Here is a 13,701-nt window from a genome sequence, read left to right as displayed (position 1 = left end):
GCATCGAGATCCGTGGACCACTGGAGCTTCCTGCTCGGCGCGAGGACATCGTCCTGGAGACGGCGGATGAGCTGACACTCGTGGGTGAATTGGCGGTGCCTGAGTCGTCCGCCCCGGTCGCGACGCTCGTGACGCTCCACCCGCTGCCCACAGCGGGTGGCTTCATGGATTCGCACATCATCCGCAAGGCGGCCGCACGGCTCCCCGCGCTGGCCGACCTCGCCGTGCTGCGATTCAACACCCGCGGCACGACGTCGCCTCGGGGAACGAGCGACGGCGTGTTCGACGGGGGAGCAGCCGAGCAGTTCGACGTCGCCGCGGCGATGGACTTCGTCCGTGAGCGGGGCCTTCCGCGACCGTGGTTGCTCGGCTGGTCCTTCGGCACGGAGCTCGCCCTCAAGTACGGACGAAAGCACGACATCGAGGGGATCATCCTCCTTTCGCCGCCGCTCCACCGAGCCACGGAGGCCGAGGTCGCCGCATGGGCGGACGACGACGTCGAGGTCGTCATCCTCGTTCCCGAACTTGACGACTATCTTCGTCCTGCCGAGGCGCGAGAGCGGTTCGCGGCGATCGCGCACGCGAAGCTCATCGCGGTCGAGGGCGGCAAGCATCTCTGGGTGGGGGAGAGTCAGACCCGGCGCGTGCTCACCGAGATCGTCGCTGCGGTGAATCCTGCGGCGCTGCCACTGCCGAACGAGTGGCCGGTGGCTTAGAGCTCGTTCATTCGGGGGATCAGTACCTGACGGTAGATGATCAGGATGCTGGCCGCGACGGGGATCGCGATGAGCGCGCCCAGAAGTCCCAGAAGGCTTCCTCCCGCCAGCGCGGCGACCACCACGACGGCTCCGGGGACCGAGACTGCGCGGCTCATGATCCTCGGTGAGATCACGTACGCCTCGATCTGCATGTAGATGAGGTAGTAGATCGCCGCCGCGATCGCGGTGGCGGGCGATCCGAGGCCGGGGATGAGGCAGACGAGCACGATGATCGTCGACCCCGTCAGGGTGCCGACGAGCGGGATCAGCGAGAAGAAGAAGGCCACGACCGCGAGCACGGCCGGGAACGGCGCATCGATGATCGTCAGGAAGATCATGCTCAGGATGCCGTTGATGACTCCCTGTGTCACCTGACCCATGACGTAATAACCGACCGAGTCCGTGATCTGCTCAGCGAGGTCGATGAAGCGCTCCCGCTTCGACGCGGGAGCGAGCTGGTACACCGCTCGCTTCAGCGAGGGGGTGGAAGCCGTCAGGTAGATCGTCAGGATCAGGATGATGAATGCCCCGAAGAGTCCGCTGACGACCGCGCCGCTGGCCGCGAGGACGCTCTGCCCGATGGACCCGCCGATCTGGGTGAGGTTCGTCTCGAGCCAGTTCGTCACGTAGGCGAACACGTCGTCGACCTTGAGGTTGGGGAAGGTGTCGACCATCCACTCCCGGAGGTCGGCGAGAAAGGTGCCGCGTTGGACGATTGCCGTGATCTGAGCGATCAGCTGGGAGATCTGGTCGACGAGCACCGGGATCACGATCAGGATGATGCCCGCGAAGATGCTGAGGACGGCCAGGATGGTGATCAGCACCGCGAGCCAGCGGGGAAGCCTCTTGCGTTCGAGGAAAGACACGAGCGGATCGAGCCCGAGGCTGAGGAACAGTGCCGTGCCGACGTAGAGAAGAACCGTCGACAGGCTCTCGACGCTTCCGATCAGCAGGATTCCCAGCCCCACGCCGAGCGTCGCCACGAGGGCGGTGCGGAACGGGTTGTGGATCTTCATCGGTGCTCCTCGGAGATGCGGATGGTGCAAGGTTATCGACCGCGGGATGCCTGATCGTCACGACGTGCCGGAACGATCGGGCATGCCCTCGTGGGCAACACACAGGTGATTTCGCTAGTCTGAAATGTCGAGTGTTGTGACTCGGGCGCTCGTCCGGGTTGCGTGAGGAGACTATTCGTGCGTTTCGTATGGGCCGTCGTGGCCTTCGTGCTGGCTGCGGGACTGATCGCTGCGGGCATCGCGCAGCGAACCGTTTTCATGGGACCGTCGACCCAGGAGACCTCGGTCGCCGTGGAAGAACCGGCGCCGTATGTGCTCATGGACGGCGACGTCCTCAGGGAGCACCCCGGCGCTCAGACCCTGCTCGTCCGTGGCGACGGCGACATCTTCGCCGCCTACGGTCGCACCGCCGACATGGAGGCGTGGCTGGCTGACGCCTCGTACAACCACGTCACCGTCGGCAAGGACGGCGAGCTCGACGTCGAACTCGTCGATGCAGCCGCGGCGGAGGACGACGACACGAGCACGGATGCCCCTGAGGCGAGCCCTGCTCCCGAGGAGACGCCCGCAGACGACGGCGCCGCAGCCGAGGACGGGCGCAGCCCGGTTGGGTCGGATCTCTGGCTCGACTCGTTCACCGACACCGACGCGCTCATCGCCGACATGCAGCTCCCCGAGGGCGTCAGCCTGCTCATCGCCCATGACGGCACTGCAGACGCGCCTGACGACATCGTGGTGTCGTGGCCCCTCGACACGTCGACGCCTCTGGCGGGTCCGCTCATGGCGGCCGGTGCCGCCGTGCTCCTGATCGGCCTCGTCCTGTACGTGCTCGGCATCCGCCACCAGCGCCGCGGACGCGGCCCCCGGCGTAAGGGGCCTGGGCCCCTTCCTGCGACCGAGCCGATCGATGTGGCCCAGTTGCCGCCGTCGGAGCGGAAGGCGATCGAGGAATCCTCGACGACTGCGACCGACACGGGCTCCGCTCCCGCCGAGCACACCGTCGATGCGGAGACCGCGCAGGGTGACGGAGAGCCTGACTCTGCGAGGAAGGGAGACAGTGCCGGGGATCGCAGATCCGAGATGCGTGCCGCGTCGCCGACCCGTAGACGCCGCATGATCGCCATCCCGGCTCTCGCGCTGACCGCGCTGCTGGCGACCGGCTGCTCGGCCGACTCCTGGCCGCAGTTCGGTGAAGGGACGCCCAGTCCCTCGCCCAGCGCGACCGTGATCGCTCCCGAGAACCAGAAGCCGCCGGCAGTGACCGAGGCTCAGGCCAAGCGCATCCTTCAGGACGTGTCGGCGACGCTCTCGGATGCCGATGCCGCCATGGACATCGATCTGGCGGGAACCCGCCTCGACGGTCCGGCGCTGACGGCTCGCAAGACCGAGTACGCGCTTCGCACCGCACTTCCTGACACCGCTGTGCCCGCTGCCATCCCGACCGACGACGTCGAGGTCATGCTGCCCGAGGCGACCGACCGCTGGCCTCGCACTGTTCTCATGCTCTCGAAGAGCGACGGTGACGACACGGTGCCCCCTGTCGTGCTGACGATGACCCAGCAGGACCCCTGGTCCAACTACAAGGTCAACAACATGGCAGAGATGTCGGCCGACGCCGTCTTTCCCGAGGTGGCCGCTCCGTGGCTCGGGACCTCGATGGTCCCGGACGACTCCGCCTTCCTCAGCCTGCCGCCGGGCGAACTCGCGGCGACGTACTCGGACGTCGTCGACGCGGGAGAGCAGAGTGCGTCGTATGGAATGTTCGACGAGATCTCGCAGAACCTCGCGAAGTCGATCCGCGACAGCCGCCAGGCTGTGGTGCAGAACCTCGCCGACAACGGTGCGGCCGCGACTTCGCAGACAGCCTTCGACATAGCGCCGGCGGACTCAGCTCCTGTGTCGATGACCACTCTGGGCAGCGGTGCCATCGTCGCCGTCTCTCTGGTCGACACCGAGACGGTCACACCGACCTCTGCGGATGCGGTGATCCGTTTCGGTGACAACGCCCAGGCGAAGGCGTTGACCGGTGTCACCGAGTCCGCCAAGGGCGTGACGACCAAGTACGAATTCCAGTTGTTCTTCTCCGTCCCCGCCCAGGGTTCGACGGAGCAGATCCGACTCCTGGCCGTGCGCCAGGACCTTCTCTCCGTCGAGGTGATCAAGTGACCGATATCTCTCCTGCCGCGCTCCGAGGAGCCGTCGACCTCTCCACTCTGCGCAACCGTCCTTCTGCGCCGGCGGCCGGAACACCCGCTCCCGCTGCGGGCGTCCTCGACGTGGTCGTCGATGCGACCGATGAGACGTTCGGTCAGATCCTCGAGGTCTCGCGGACGGTTCCCGTGGTCGTCGATCTGTGGGCCGAGTGGTGCGGACCCTGCAAGCAGCTGAGTCCGATCATCGAGAAGGTGACGCGCGAGCTCGGTGGCAAGGTACTTCTCGCCAAGGTCGACGTCGACGCGAATCCCCAGCTCGCGCAGAGCTTCCGTGCGCAGTCGATTCCGATGGTGGTCGCTCTCATCGCGGGGCAGCCGGTACCGATGTTCACCGGAGCGGTCCCCGAGCAGCAGGTCCGCGAGGTCTTCGCGCAGCTGCTTCAGCTCGCCGCGCAGAACGGTGTCACCGGCTCGCTGGACGTGGGGGAGGCCCCTGCGACCGAGGAGGGCGCCGAGGAGCCGCCGCTGCCGCCTCTGCATGCGGAGGCGTTCGCGGCGATCGAGCTCGGCGACTACGCCGCAGCGATCGTCGCTTACGAGAAGGCCCTCGCCGAGAACCCTCGCGACGAGGACGCGATCGCCGGTCTCGGCCAGGTGCGTCTGCTCGATCGTGTGCAGAAGCTCGATCTGCAGGAGGCTCGGGCAGCTGCGGCAGCCGGTCCGCTCGATGTCCGGGCGCAGTTCGACGTCGCGGACCTCGATCTCGCGGGCGGGCACGTCGACGATGCGTTCGGACGCCTGCTCGACCTTTTCGCTCAGCTTCCCTCGGACCAGCGCACGCCGGTTCGGGAGCGGCTCATCGAACTGTTCGGTCTCATCGGCGCGGCCGATCCGCGTGTCGTCTCGGCACGCAACCGGCTCTCGTCGCTGTTGTTCTGACCGCGCGTGCCGCGGTCAGCCGTGGCTGATCGTCGGCACGTGCGGGTCGTTCTGATGGCGGAGCCATATCGTCGACAGTGCGGGGATCGTCATCGTCGCCGTCGGGGTGCCGCCGTCTGCGGGATCGGCGACGACCACGCCGAGGTTGCCTGAACCTCGTCCGCCGTATTCTGCGGCATCCGTGTTGAGGATCTCCTGCCAGATTCCCGCGCTGGGCAGAGCGAGGCGATATCCGCTGCGCTCGACCCCGGCGAAGTTGCTGATCACTACCAGCCGGCCGCCGTGGGCGTCGCGGCGTTCGAACACGATCACGTTCGGATCCCAGCTGGGCGCACCGAGGCGCGAGAACGACGAGCCGTCGTTGTCGCGCTCCCAGAGCGGAGCCTGCGCGCGATAGGTGCGGTTGAGCTGCCCGACGAAGCTCTGCAACTGGGCATGGGACGGCTGCTCGAGCAGCCACCAGTCCAGTTCACGGGACTCGGACCACTCTGCGAGCTGGCCGAACTCCTGCCCCATGAACAGCAGCTTCTTGCCCGGGTGTCCCCACATGTACCCGAGGTAGGCCCGCACATTGGCGAGCTTGTGCCAGTGATCTCCTGGCATCTTCGCGAGCAGGCTGCCTTTGCCGTGCACGACCTCGTCATGGCTGATCGGCAGCAGATAGTTCTCGCCGAACGCGTACACGAAGGAGAACGTCATCTCACCTTCGTGGTGCGAGCGGTACATCGGGTCTCGCTCGATGTACTGGAGCGAGTCGTTCATCCAACCCATGTTCCACTTGAAGCCGAAGCCGAGACCAGCATGATCGGTGGGAGCGGTGACACCGGGGAAGCTGGTCGACTCCTCGGCGATCATCAGCACGCCGGGGTGCACACGGTAGGCGGTCGCATTGACCTCCTGCAGGAATCGGATCGCCTCGAGGTTCTCGCGCCCGCCATGGATGTTGGGTTCCCACTCGCCGTCGTTGCGGGAGTAATCGAGGTAGAGCATCGAGGCGACGGCGTCGACGCGAAGACCGTCGACGTGGAACTCGCTCAGCCAGAACAACGCGTTCGCGACGAGGAATCCTCGCACCTCCGGACGGCCGTAGTCGAAGATGAGCGTGCCCCAGTCCTGGTGCTCGCCCCGCCGGGGATCCGGGTGCTCATAGAGTGGCTGTCCGTCGAAGCGCGCCAGCGCGAACGCATCCTTCGGGAAATGGCCGGGGACCCAGTCCATGATCACGCCGATGCCGGCCTGGTGCAGGCGGTCGATCAGGTAGCGCAGGTCGTCCGGGCTGCCGAAGCGGCTGGTGGCAGCGTAGTAGCCACTCACCTGATAGCCCCAGGATCCGCCGAACGGGTGTTCGGCCAGCGGCATGAACTCGACATGGGTGAAGCCGGCCTCCTCGACGTGAGCGATGAGGGGCTCAGCCGCATCCCGATAGCTCAGTCCGCCTCGCCACGATCCCAGATGCACTTCGTACACCGACAGCGGCTGCGCGACTGCATGGGTTGCAGCCCTGCGGGTCATCCAGGCGCCATCCGACCAGGCGTAGGTGGACTCGGTGACGACGGATGCGGTCTCCGGCGGGACCTGCGCGGCCTGCGCCATCGGATCCGCCTTGAAGATCCACGCACCGTCGCGCGTCCTGATCTCGTACTTGTAGGTCGTGCCGACCGGGAGGTCGGGGATGAACAACTCCCAGATCCCGCTCACACCCATCGAGCGCATGGCGTGAGGCTCGCCGTTCCAGCCGTTGTGATCACCGACCACGCGAACTGCGGTGGCGTTGGGAGCCCATACGGCGAAGGCCACGCCTGTGTCGCCTCCCACGCTCTGGGGATGTGCGCCCAGCACCTGCCAGAGGCGTTCATGACGACCCTCGGCGATCAGATGCACATCGACGTCGCCCAGCGTCGGGAGATGCCGGTACGGGTCACCGCTGACGGTCTCGGCTTCGTCTCCGTACGCCGTCGCGAGGCGATACGGCACAGGGGAGCCGTCGTGATGGCCTTCCCAGATGCCGTGCGCGACGTGGTTCAACTCGAGTCGGGTGCCGTCACCGAAGACGGCAGCCACCGTCGCGGCGAGGGGACGGCGAGCGCGGATCACGGTGACCGTGCGGTCGCTCGCGTCAGTGATCGGGTGCGACCCCAGCACCGAATGCGGGTCGTGGTGGGATCCTGCCGCCACCGCGGCCCATTCCGACGACGTCGTCGCATCTTCCAGGTAGCTCATGAATGCTTCCTCACCTTCAGGATGTGCACCGGTTCGGCGAAGGCGTCGAGCCGCACGTAGTTGTGGTCGGCCCACGTCCAGACTGCTCCGGTGAGAAGGTCCTCGACCTCGAATGGTTCGCCGAGAGGAACACCCCAGATCGTGGTGTCGAGGTGAACAGTGGTCTCACGCACCGAGTGGGGATCGACGTTGGCGACGACGAGGATCGTGTCATCGGTGCCTGTTCCCGTGAACGCGGCGTCGAGATGCTTGCTGTAGACGAGCACCGAGTCGTCATCGCTCCAGTGGACCGAGAGATTGCGCAGCTGACGGAGAGCCGGGTGTGTGCGTCGGATCTCGTTCAGACGACGGAGGAGGGGGGCGAGCGAGTCGCCGGCGGCGTCGGCTCCCTCCCAATCGCGGAACTTGAACTCGTACTTCTCGTTGTCGATGTTCTCCTCGGAACCGGGCCGCGCGACGTTCTCGAACAACTCGTACCCGGCGTACACGCCGTACACCGGCGCTGCGGTGGCAGCGATGCACGCGCGGATGCGGTACGCGGCGCGTCCGCCGAACTGGAGATACTCGGTGAGGATGTCATGCGTGTTCACGAAGAGGTTCGGTCGCATGTAGTCGCTGGTTTCGTGCGAGACGCTCGTGAGGAACTCCTCGAGCTCCGACTTGGTGTTGCGCCACGTGAAGTAGCTGTAGCTCTGCTGGAACCCGACCGCAGCCAGCGCTCGCATGACTGCAGGGCGCGTGAACGCCTCGGCGAGGAAGATCACGTCCGGATCCTGCGCGTTCACCGTGGCGATGAGCCATTCCCAGAACTGCAACGGCTTGGTGTGCGGATTGTCGACTCGGAAGATCTTCACGCCTTCGCGCACCCAGTGCTGCACGACGCGCAGCATCTCCTGATAGATCCCGGCAGGGTCGTTGTCGAAGTTCAGAGGGTAGATGTCCTGGTACTTCTTCGGCGGGTTCTCCGCGTATGCGATCGTTCCGTCGGGAAGTGTCGTGAACCACTCCGGATGCTCGACGACCCACGGGTGGTCTGGAGACGCCTGCAGAGCAAGATCGAGGGCGACCTCCAGCCCCTCGTTCTTTGCGGCTCGGACGAAGGCACGGAAGTCGGCCGGTTTCCCGAGCTCGGGGTGGATGGCGTCGTGACCGCCGTCAGCGGAGCCGATGGCATAGGGCGAACCCGGGTCTCCGGGCTCTGTCGTCAGGGTGTTGTTGCGTCCCTTGCGGTTGGTGGTTCCGATCGGATGGATCGGAACCAGATAGACGACGTCGAATCCCATCGCGGCGACGGCCGGAAGTCGCTTCGCCGCGGTGCGGAACGTACCGCTCTTGACCGTGCCGTCCTTGAGACGTTTCGCACCCTCGGAGCGGGGGAAGAACTCGTACCAGGCACCGACACCTGCTGCAGTCCGCTCGACCAGCAGGGTGTGGGAGGCCGACGCGGACCGCAATGTCATGAGCGGCCGGTCTCGGAAGAGGTCGGCGAGCTCGGCGTCGGTCGAGACAGCGGTAGTGGTCGCCGCATCGCCGCCGGCAAGTGCGGCGACGAGATCGCTCATGCGTCTGCGCTGGGCAGCAGGGCGGTCCTTCTCGGTCGCGGCCCGCGCGAGAAGCTCAGCCCCGAGCGCCGCCATGACGGGCACGTCCACTCCGGCGGCCACTTTCACCTCGGCGGCGTGAGCCCAGGTCGCGAAGTCGTCGGAGAACGCCTCGAAGCGAAAGGTCCAGCTGCCCTGCAGGTCCACGGCGATCTCGGTACCCCAGCGGTCACTGCCGTCCCGGAAGGGCGTCAGGCGATGAAGAGTCTCGTCGCCGTCGGGGGAGGTCAGCCGGAGCTGCACGCCGATCAGGTCATGCCCCTCGCGGAAGGCGACCACGCTGAAGGGCACCACTTCTCCGACGAACGCTTTGGGTGCGAATCCGCCGGGCACGGACGGTGTGCCGCCGACCAGCGGTATGCGGGTCGCGACGAGATCGTCGCCGTCCGAGGCCGCACCCAGCGGGCGCGACGGGATCTGTGCAGGGCTTCGGAGAGCCTTCGGACTGGTGCTGCTCATACGTGCGGCCACCCCCCGAATGTACCGCTCCCGAGGTGGAGCGGGTAGCTCGCAGACGGCACCGGCGCGCCGCCCGTCATTCCACTCGGAACAGTCGCATGGAGGTGCCGGGGATCGGCAGGATGTCGCCGGGCGCGTATGTCTCACCGTCGGCGCCGGGACGCTCGTCAGCGCTCGACCACAGCGATACGAACCGAGTCGCATCCTCGAGTTCTTCGGGCAGTCGCACGTCGATCGGAGACTCAGTGCCATGCACGATCAGGAGGATGCGATTCGCCGCCTCGCGGTCCGGAGTGGAGGCGGCGACGTACTGCAGGGTGCGGTTTCCCGGATCGGTCCACTGCTCGCTCTCCATGGTCTCGCCGTTCTGGTCGAACCAGTCCATGACGGAGGCGTTCGGAATGTGCTCGCCGAGCCGGGCGTACCGGCTCGGGCGCAGGGCCGGGTTCTCGCTCCGGAGCCGGATGAGTCGCGTGACGTGAGCTCGCAGGTCTTCCTGCCACGGCTCTGGATCCCATCCGAGCCAGGTCATCGCGGAGTCCTGGGCGTAGGCGTTGTTGTTGCCCCGCTGCGTGCGCCCGACCTCGTCACCCGCGGTGAGCATCGGGATCCCCGCGGACAGCAGAAGCGTGCCCAGGAGGTTGCGCATCGCCTTCCTGCGAGCCGCGAGGATGGCCGGGTCGTCCGTCGGCCCCTCGATCCCGTGGTTGAACGCACGGTTCATATCGGCGCCGTCGCGGTTCTGCTCGCCGTTGGCCTCATTGTGCTTGACGTCGTACGAGACGAGGTCGTGCAGGGTGAAGCCGTCGTGCGCGGTCACGAAGTTGATGCTCGCGAGCGGGCCGCGCTCGTCGGCGAACGTGTTGGAAGACCCTGCGAGACGCGTCGCGAAACCACCGATGCCGACCGGGGCAGACGCTCTGCGCGCATAGTCGATGTCGCTCAGCCAGAAGTTGCGCACCCGATCGCGGTACCGGTCGTTCCACTCCAGCCAGCCCTTCGGGAAGTTGCCCGTCTGCCACCCTCCCATGCCGACGTCCCACGGCTCGGCGATGAGTTTCGTCTCCTTCAGGATCGGATCATCGGCGATCGCCACGAGGAGCGGGTGCTCGGGCGTGTAGGTGTGAGAGCCGTCGCGCGCGATGGCGGCGGCGAGATCGAACCGGAATCCGTCGATCTGCATCTCCTGGGCCCAATAGCGCAGCGAGTCGAGAACGAGGCGGGCGCCGGCATCCGTCGAGGTGTCGAGAGTGTTGCCGCATCCGGTGGTGTCGATGTACGCCCCGGACGCGTCCTGGCGGTAGTAGCCGGCGTTGTCGATGCCCCGCAGGCTCGAGCGCGGACCTCCGAGGCCCTCTTCCGAGGTGTGGTTGTACACGACGTCGAGGATGACCTCGAGTCCGGCCTCGTGGAGCAGCCGCACCATTCCCTTGAACTCGGCGAGGACTGCCTCGGGGCCTCCCTTTCGCGCGTCTTCTGTCGCATACGCGTTGTGGGGCGTGAAGAAGTTGAGGGTGTTGTACCCCCAGTAGTTGGTCAGCCCGCGCTCGAGCAGGCGAGGCTCCGGCACGAACGCATGCACGGGAAGGAGCTCGATCGAGGTGATGCCGAGCTCATGGAAGTACTCGATCATCGCGGGGTGGGCGAGACCCGCGTAAGTGCCGTGCAGTGCGGGGGGCACGTCCGGCTGACGCTTGGTGAGGCCCTTCAGATGGCCCTCGTAGATGACCGTGCGATCGAGAGGGATTCGAGGTTTGATCGAGTCGCCCCAGTCGAAACCGTCGACGATCACGACGGATCGCCACTCCTCGTAGCCGTCGCCCTGGGCGAGTCCGCGTGCATACGGGTCGAGGAGGAGGGTCTCGGGGTTGAACGTGTTACCGGGGCCGTGCGGTCCACCGACGCGGATCGCGTACCTGGTGCCGGGCTGCAGCAGCTCGGTCGTGACCTCCCAGACGCCGCCGGGGAGTCGCTCGAGGTCGACCTGATCGATCACCCAGTCCAGGTCTGTGGCATCGAAGACGACGAGCTCGATGGACGACGCGTTCTGCGACCAGACGCGGAGGGTTCCGACGCCGTCGTGAAGGCGAACGCCGAGGTTGTCGAGTGCAGTACCGCCGGGCACGGTGATGTCTCGGATCGCGGGCATGAATACACCATAGGGGTCTGCGCTCGGGTCTCAGGACACGATGCACTCAGTTCCATGTGCGCTCCGGAGGGCGAATATGAGGGAGAGTTGAGGGATGCAGCACTATCTCGATCACGCGGCCACGACCCCGCTGCGCCCGGAGGCGCGCGAGGCATGGCTGGATGCGAGCGCGATCGTCGGCAACGCGTCATCGACGCATGGAGCGGGGCAGGACGCCAGGCGCCTGCTGGAGGAGTCTCGGGAGCGTATCGCCGCGGTGCTCGGTTCCGATCCCATCGAGGTGGTCTTCACCTCCGGGGGAACGGAGTCGATCAATCTCGCGCTGCAGGGGCTGTGGCAGGCACGCCGGGTGGGCACCGACGCGATCGTGATGCCGGATGCCGAGCATCACGCGACCATGGACACGGTCGAGGCGCTGGTCGGGGTGGGAGCGGCACTACGCGCTGTCCCGGTATATCGCACGGCGGCGATCGATCTGGGCGCATTCGCCGCACAGCTTCCGGGGGCGGCTCTGGCCACCGCACTGGTCGCCAACAACGAGTCGGGGACCATCAACGACGCCGCGGCGCTGGCCTCATCGGCCGCGGACGCGCAGGTTCCGCTGCACCTCGATGCGGTGTCGGCACTCGGTCACGTCGCGCTGTCCTTTCGCGCCCTGCGCGGCGACGCGGCAGACGCTGTCGGGCTGGTCGCGATGAGCGTGGCCGGTCATAAGATCGGCGCGCCCGTCGGTGTAGGCGCGCTCGTCACATCACGCACAGCGCGCCTCGCGGCGATCCTCCGAGGAGGCGCACAGCAGCGCGGCCTCCGCGCCGGGACCCAGGACGTCGCGGGCGCGGCCGCGTTCACCGTCGCTCTGGAGCTCGCCGAGGCGGAGCGGCTGACCGAGAACGCTCGGCTGAGCGAGATGCGCGATCGACTGGTCGACGGCGTCCTCGCCCGTGTTCCGGTCGCCGAGATCCTCGGGGACCGCGTCGAGAGGCTTCCGGGCAACGCGCACATCCTGTTCCCCGGCGCGGTGGGGGAAAGCCTGCTCTTCCTGCTCGACATGGCGGGGATCGCGGCGTCGACCGGATCCGCATGTCAGGCGGGTGTGGCAGAGCCTTCGCACGTGGTCATGGCCATGGGCCGCAGCGAACAGGATGCGCGCAGTGTGCTCCGCTTCTCGCTCGGTCGCACGTCAACCGACGCGGACGTCGACGCGGTCCTCTCGTCGATCGCTGAGGCGTACTCGCGCGCATCCGGCTCCGGCTCAGCCGTACGCTCGTAGACTGGATCCATGAGGATTCTTGCGGCCATGAGTGGTGGGGTGGACTCCGCCGTCGCGGCCGCGCGTGCGGTCGATGCAGGGCACGACGTCGTCGGCGTGCACCTCGCGCTGTCCCGCGCCGGGGGAACCCTGCGCACGGGCAGCAGAGGATGCTGCACGATCGAGGACGCACTCGACGCCAGACGCGCAGCCGACCTCCTCGGCATCCCCTTCTACGTCTGGGACTTCTCGGAGCGCTTCCGCGAAGACGTCATCGCCGACTTCGTGTCGGAGTATCAGGCGGGGCGCACACCGAACCCCTGCATGCGATGCAACGAGAAGATCAAGTTCGCCGCGTTGCTCGAGCGCGCGATCGAGCTCGGATTCGACGCTGTGTGCACCGGACATTACGCCACCCTGATCCCGACGGATGCCGGCCTCGAGCTGCACCGCGCAGCCGACAACGCGAAGGATCAGTCGTACGTGCTCGGAGTGCTGACGGCCGATCAGCTCGCCCACACGTACTTCCCCCTCGGCACGACGCCCTCGAAGGCCGTCGTGCGCGCAGAGGCCGCGGAGCGCGGCTTGACCGTCGCCCAGAAGCCCGACAGCCATGACATCTGCTTCATCCCGGACGGTGACACTCGCGGGTGGCTCGCCGAGAAAGTCGGCACGGCCACCGGTGAGATCGTCGACCGCACGGGTGAGATCGTCGGCTCCCACGAGGGAGCACATGCGTTCACCGTCGGTCAGCGTCGCGGACTCAAGCTCGGAGTCCCTGCGGCGGACGGCAAGCCGCGATTCGTGCTCGAAGTGCGACCCGTCTCGAACACAGTCGTCGTGGGACCGAAAGAGGCGCTCGCGATCAGCGAGATCTCGGGCGAGCGATTCAGCTGGGCGGGGGCTGCGCCTGCGGAGTCGGAGTTCGACTGCGAAGTGCAGATCCGCGCTCACGCCGAGCCCGAGGTCGCTCGAGCCTTCGTCACATCCGAGGGTGTGCGCGTCGTGCCGGAGGAACCGCTCAACGGCGTCGCGCCGGGGCAGACGGCAGTCCTGTATGTCGGCACTCGCGTGCTCGGTCAGTTCACGATCGACCGCACGGTGTCCGCCGTACCGGTCGACGCGTAGCGCCTCCGTCGCGATGTCGGTGCCCGCTC

Annotated in this window: 9 protein-coding genes; 5 read left to right on the top strand and 4 right to left on the bottom strand. The window is 66.9% G+C overall.

What is annotated here, in order from left to right:
• The first annotated feature begins 2 nt into the window (after positions 1-2).
• Entirely contained in the window at positions 3-716 is a 714-nt protein-coding gene (locus tag ACQ4LY_RS15420) for an alpha/beta hydrolase (RefSeq protein WP_431075704.1), read from the top strand.
• Here ACQ4LY_RS15420 and ACQ4LY_RS15415 read toward each other — a convergent pair.
• Complete coding sequence (locus ACQ4LY_RS15415; protein WP_431072878.1) at positions 713-1,774, bottom strand: AI-2E family transporter; 1,062 nt, start codon at positions 1,772-1,774, stop codon at positions 713-715. The two genes, ACQ4LY_RS15420 and ACQ4LY_RS15415, sit on opposite strands and share 4 nt — an antisense overlap.
• A gap of 177 nt (positions 1,775-1,951) precedes the next feature.
• Here ACQ4LY_RS15415 and ACQ4LY_RS15410 point away from each other — a divergent pair, with 177 nt between their 5' ends.
• Together ACQ4LY_RS15410 and ACQ4LY_RS15405 are read left to right on the top strand one after the other, a co-directional pair.
• On the top strand, positions 1,952-3,940 hold the full coding sequence (locus tag ACQ4LY_RS15410) for a glycosyl transferase (RefSeq protein ID WP_431072876.1): 1,989 nt from the start codon (positions 1,952-1,954) through the stop codon (positions 3,938-3,940).
• Positions 3,937-4,866 carry a tetratricopeptide repeat protein gene (locus ACQ4LY_RS15405; protein WP_431072874.1) on the top strand — a complete coding sequence of 310 codons (930 nt, stop codon included), beginning with the start codon at positions 3,937-3,939 and terminating at the stop codon, positions 4,864-4,866. The genes ACQ4LY_RS15410 and ACQ4LY_RS15405 overlap by 4 nt, the downstream gene beginning before the upstream one ends.
• Positions 4,867-4,881: 15 nt before the next feature.
• Here ACQ4LY_RS15405 and glgB read toward each other — a convergent pair whose 3' ends face one another.
• The 3 genes from glgB to glgX all read right to left on the bottom strand — a co-directional run bounded on the left by glgB (position 4,882) and on the right by glgX (position 11,295).
• Positions 4,882-7,086 carry a 1,4-alpha-glucan branching protein GlgB gene (glgB, locus tag ACQ4LY_RS15400; RefSeq protein ID WP_431072872.1) on the bottom strand — a complete coding sequence of 735 codons (2,205 nt, stop codon included), beginning with the start codon at positions 7,084-7,086 and terminating at the stop codon, positions 4,882-4,884.
• Positions 7,083-9,146, bottom strand: coding sequence for an alpha-1,4-glucan--maltose-1-phosphate maltosyltransferase (locus ACQ4LY_RS15395; protein ID WP_431075703.1), 2,064 nt, complete (start codon positions 9,144-9,146; stop codon positions 7,083-7,085). The genes glgB and ACQ4LY_RS15395 overlap by 4 nt, the downstream gene beginning before the upstream one ends.
• Positions 9,147-9,222: 76 nt before the next feature.
• The gene (glgX, locus tag ACQ4LY_RS15390; RefSeq protein ID WP_431072870.1) at positions 9,223-11,295 is read right to left on the bottom strand and encodes a glycogen debranching protein GlgX; all 2,073 of its coding nucleotides are present in this window, start codon (positions 11,293-11,295) and stop codon (positions 9,223-9,225) included.
• 94 nt (positions 11,296-11,389) lie between these two features.
• Here glgX and ACQ4LY_RS15385 point away from each other — a divergent pair, with 94 nt between their 5' ends.
• Together ACQ4LY_RS15385 and mnmA are read left to right on the top strand one after the other, a co-directional pair.
• Positions 11,390-12,565, top strand: coding sequence for a cysteine desulfurase family protein (locus ACQ4LY_RS15385; RefSeq protein ID WP_431072868.1), 1,176 nt, complete (start codon positions 11,390-11,392; stop codon positions 12,563-12,565).
• A gap of 9 nt (positions 12,566-12,574) precedes the next feature.
• Positions 12,575-13,672, top strand: a complete 1,098-nt coding sequence (gene mnmA, locus ACQ4LY_RS15380; RefSeq protein ID WP_431072866.1) for a tRNA 2-thiouridine(34) synthase MnmA — start codon at positions 12,575-12,577, stop codon at positions 13,670-13,672.
• Positions 13,673-13,701 lie beyond the last annotated feature (29 nt).

The organism is Microbacterium phyllosphaerae, from assembly GCF_050628115.1.
GTDB classification, from domain to species: Bacteria; Actinomycetota; Actinomycetes; order Actinomycetales; family Microbacteriaceae; genus Microbacterium; species Microbacterium phyllosphaerae_A.
This window is presented reverse-complemented; position numbering and strand designations above follow the sequence as displayed.

What these genes read in the sequence shown, in the direction of transcription:
- ACQ4LY_RS15415 (WP_431072878.1), bottom strand. Translation starts at nt 1,774, where the DNA reads ATGAAGATCCACAACCCGTTCCGCACCGCCCTCGTGGCGACGCTCGGC.
- glgB (WP_431072872.1), bottom strand. Translation starts at nt 7,086, where the DNA reads ATGAGCTACCTGGAAGATGCGACGACGTCGTCGGAATGGGCCGCGGTG.
- ACQ4LY_RS15395 (WP_431075703.1), bottom strand. Translation starts at nt 9,146, where the DNA reads ATGAGCAGCACCAGTCCGAAGGCTCTCCGAAGCCCTGCACAGATCCCG.
- glgX (WP_431072870.1), bottom strand. Translation starts at nt 11,295, where the DNA reads ATGCCCGCGATCCGAGACATCACCGTGCCCGGCGGTACTGCACTCGAC.
- ACQ4LY_RS15385 (WP_431072868.1), top strand. Translation starts at nt 11,390, where the DNA reads ATGCAGCACTATCTCGATCACGCGGCCACGACCCCGCTGCGCCCGGAG.
- mnmA (WP_431072866.1), top strand. Translation starts at nt 12,575, where the DNA reads ATGAGGATTCTTGCGGCCATGAGTGGTGGGGTGGACTCCGCCGTCGCG.